General features: G+C 73.4%; 2 protein-coding genes and 1 pseudogene. 1 reads left to right on the top strand and 2 read right to left on the bottom strand.

Annotated elements, in window-relative coordinates:
* Positions 1 to 80, bottom strand: a pseudogene (locus ABT247_RS33715) (IucA/IucC family C-terminal-domain containing protein); the annotation flags it as partial.
* A gap of 250 nt (positions 81 to 330) precedes the next feature.
* Between ABT247_RS33715 and ABT247_RS32885 the strand changes: the two are divergent.
* Complete coding sequence (locus ABT247_RS32885; protein WP_350750175.1) at positions 331 to 1,371, top strand: glycosyltransferase family 2 protein; 1,041 nt, start codon at positions 331 to 333, stop codon at positions 1,369 to 1,371.
* Between the two features lie 120 nt (positions 1,372 to 1,491).
* On the opposite strand, the gene ABT247_RS32880 is transcribed toward ABT247_RS32885, so the two are convergent.
* Positions 1,492 to 3,038: LCP family protein (locus tag ABT247_RS32880; RefSeq protein WP_350750173.1), on the bottom strand; the 1,547-nt coding region annotated here is incomplete at its 5' end.

Genomic DNA, 3,038 nt, shown 5'->3' with positions numbered 1-3,038 from the left:
GCGTCCAGCAGCACGATGCTGTTCTGCTGGTGGGCCTCCAGGGCGATGCCGCCCCGGCCGTCCAGCCACTGGACGGCGCGAGAGCGCCCGGCCCCCGCGGCACGGACGGCGGCCGGGAGGGCGGACGGCGCGGGCTCCGCGGTCCTCCCGCGTTCACCGATCGCCCCGAACCTGCCCCGAACCTGCACCGTTCCCACCCCGATTCGGGAGCGGGCGGGCGGAGCGGTACGGTGTGCGTGATCACAGCGCCGGTACCGCCCTTCGGGGCACCCGGAGCCGCCCAGACCGGGACAAGACGGAGACGCGTCGGCACCGGTACGGTTGGCCCCGATGAACACCAAGGCTGCTGAGGAGCTGCCGGCTGTTTCCGTGATCATGCCGGTGCTCAACGAGGAACGTCACCTGCGCACGGCCGTCCGGCGCATCCTGGACCAGGAGTATCCGGGGCCGATGGAAGTGGTGATCGCCCTCGGCCCCTCCACCGACCGCACCGCCGAGATCGCGGCCGAGCTGGTCGCCGAGGATCCGCGGGTGCGCACGGTGGAGAACCCCACCGGCCGGACCCCTGCGGGACTGAACGCCGCCATCCGCGGCTCGCAGCACCCGATAGTGGTGCGGGTGGACGGGCACGGCCTGCTCACCCCCGGCTACATCGCCACGGCGGTCCGGCTGCTGGGCGAGATGGACGCGGCGAACGTCGGCGGCATCATGCACGCCGAGGGCGAGACCGAGTGGGAGAACGCGGTCGCGGCCGCGATGACCTCCAAGATCGGTGTCGGCAACGCGGCCTTCCACACCGGCGGCCTGGCCGGCCCGGCGGACACCGTCTACCTCGGGGTGTTCCGGCGGGAGGTGCTGGAGAAGCTCGGCGGCTACAACGAGGAGTTCATCCGCGCCCAGGACTGGGAGCTCAACTACCGGATCCGCCAGGACGGCGGGCTGGTCTGGTTCACCCCGCAGCTCAAGGTGACCTACCGGCCCCGGCCGTCGGTCCGGGCGCTCGCCAAGCAGTACAAGGACTACGGCCGTTGGCGCCGGGTGGTGACCCGCTACCACCGCGGCTCGGTCAACCTGCGCTACCTCGCCCCGCCGTCCGCGCTGCTCGCGGTCGTCCTCGGGCTGGTGCTCGGCGCCGCCGTCCACCCGGCCTTCCTCGCGGTGCCCGGCGCCTACCTGCTGGGGATCCTGGGCGGCGCGGTGGTCGAGGGGCGCGGGCTGTCCCTCCGGGCCAAGGCGCTGCTGCCGGTGGCACTCGTGACCATGCACCTGAGTTGGGGCTTCGGCTTCATCACCTCGCCCCGCTCGCTGGCCCGCCGGGTGATGCGGAGCGTCAGCCCGTCCTCCGGGGACGTGCTCTCCCGAGCGAGTTGACCGGCGGCGCCGCGACGGGGTGACGCCCTCCCCGGGCGGTCCGGCCGCCGGTCCGCCCGGTGCCGACCGCGGCGCGCGGCCGGCACCGCGGTGCCCCGGCCCGCCGCCTTCGCGGCCGGACTACTTGGCGCAGACGTCGGCGTCGTCCGCCTGTACCCGCTGGAGGTCCTTCGGGGCCTCCGTCGGCGCCTGCGAGGGCGCCGCGAGGACGTCCTTGCCGAGCACCAGCAGCAGCGGATCCTTCGCCCCCGCCTTCGGGTTCGGCCGGACGGCGTCGGCGGGCAGCCCGAGGGCGGTGGCCAGCGCGGTGGCCGCGGCCTCCTGGCCGGCGGGGTAGGCCACCGTGGTGCCGGCGGTGACCGGCGCGTCGGAGGCCACCGCGGCCCGGGCGAAGCCCTTGGCCTTCAGCTTCTCCACCGTGGGACCGGACTGCCCGCGCGTCCCGCTGCCGTTGCGCACCGACACCGGCACGTCCTTGGCGTCCACCGGCGGAGCGGAGGCAGCGCCGGTCTGCGGCGCGGCCGACGCGGCCGGCGCGGATCCGGCCGGGGCGGGCGCACCGGTGGCGGGCGTTGCGGTCGTCGCGGTCAGCGAGCGGTCGCCCGCGAGCATCGAGAAGACCTGTCCGGCGTCGGGCTGCTTGAGGACCAGCCGGTCCGGGTCCGCCGGGTCGTCCAGGACGGGCACGGTGGTGAAGGTGATGTTCTTGGTGTCCACCTTGCTGATGTCCTGGGCCAGGTCCTTCAGCTTCTCCACGCTGCCGATGGCGGAGTCGACGGTCAGGGCCTTGGTGGCGGCGTCGGCGAGCTTGTAGAGCTTGGTCGGGCTGGTCAGGGTGTCGTCGCTCTTGATCTTGCGGATCATCGCGCTGATGAACTGCTGCTGGAGCGGGATGCGGGTGAGGTCCCCGCCGAAGCCGACGGCGTGCCGGGTGCGGACGAAGGCCAGCGCCTCCTCGCCCTGGACGACGTGCCGGCCCTTGGACATCTTCAGGTGCGAGTCCTTGTCGTCGATGTCCTTGGCCGCGCAGACCTCCACCCCGCCGACGGCGGTGGAGAGGGTCTTCACCGCCTCGAAGTTGACCTGCACGAAGTGGTCGACCCGGATCCCGGTCATCTTCTCGACGGTCTTCCAGGTGCAGCCCGCGTCGCGCCCCTCCTGGCCGAGGCTCGTGTTGAACATGTCCCGCGCCGAGCCGGGGATCTTCCTGCCCTTGTCGCTCTGGCACTCCGGGATCGGCACCATCAGGTCGCGCGGGATGCTGACCACCGTCGCGTTGGAGCGGTCCTTGGCGATGTGGAACAGCAGGGTGGTGTCGGCGTGCCCGGTGCTGCCCTCGTCGCCGTACGCGCGCCCGAGGCCCGCCCGGCTGTCGGTGCCGATCACCAGGATGTTCAGCGCGGCCCCGGCGGCCTGCGGCCGCTCGGCCTCGTCGCCCAGCTGGACCTTGACCGAGGTCAGGTTGCTGTTGAAGTGCTGGTACAGGTAGTAGGCCCCGCCGCAGCCCGCGGCCATCACCAGCGCGCCGGTGCCGGCCGTCCACTTGACTATCCGGCGCCGCCGCCTGCGCCTGGCGGTGGCGGCCGCCCGCCGCCGGGTGTCCAGGGCCACGGCTTCTTCGACGGCCCGGCCGACCAGACGTCCGTCGCCGCGATCAAGGCCTGGCA

Origin of the sequence: Kitasatospora sp. NPDC001539 (genome assembly GCF_040298565.1) — a bacterium.
Taxonomy (GTDB): domain Bacteria; phylum Actinomycetota; class Actinomycetes; order Streptomycetales; family Streptomycetaceae; genus Kitasatospora.
The sequence above is the reverse complement of the archived record's forward strand: the minus strand, read 5'-3'. Positions and strand labels throughout refer to the sequence as shown.

Coding starts and splice junctions, on each gene's coding strand:
- ABT247_RS32885 (WP_350750175.1), top strand. CDS start 331: ATGAACACCAAGGCTGCTGAGGAGCTGCCGGCTGTTTCCGTGATCATG.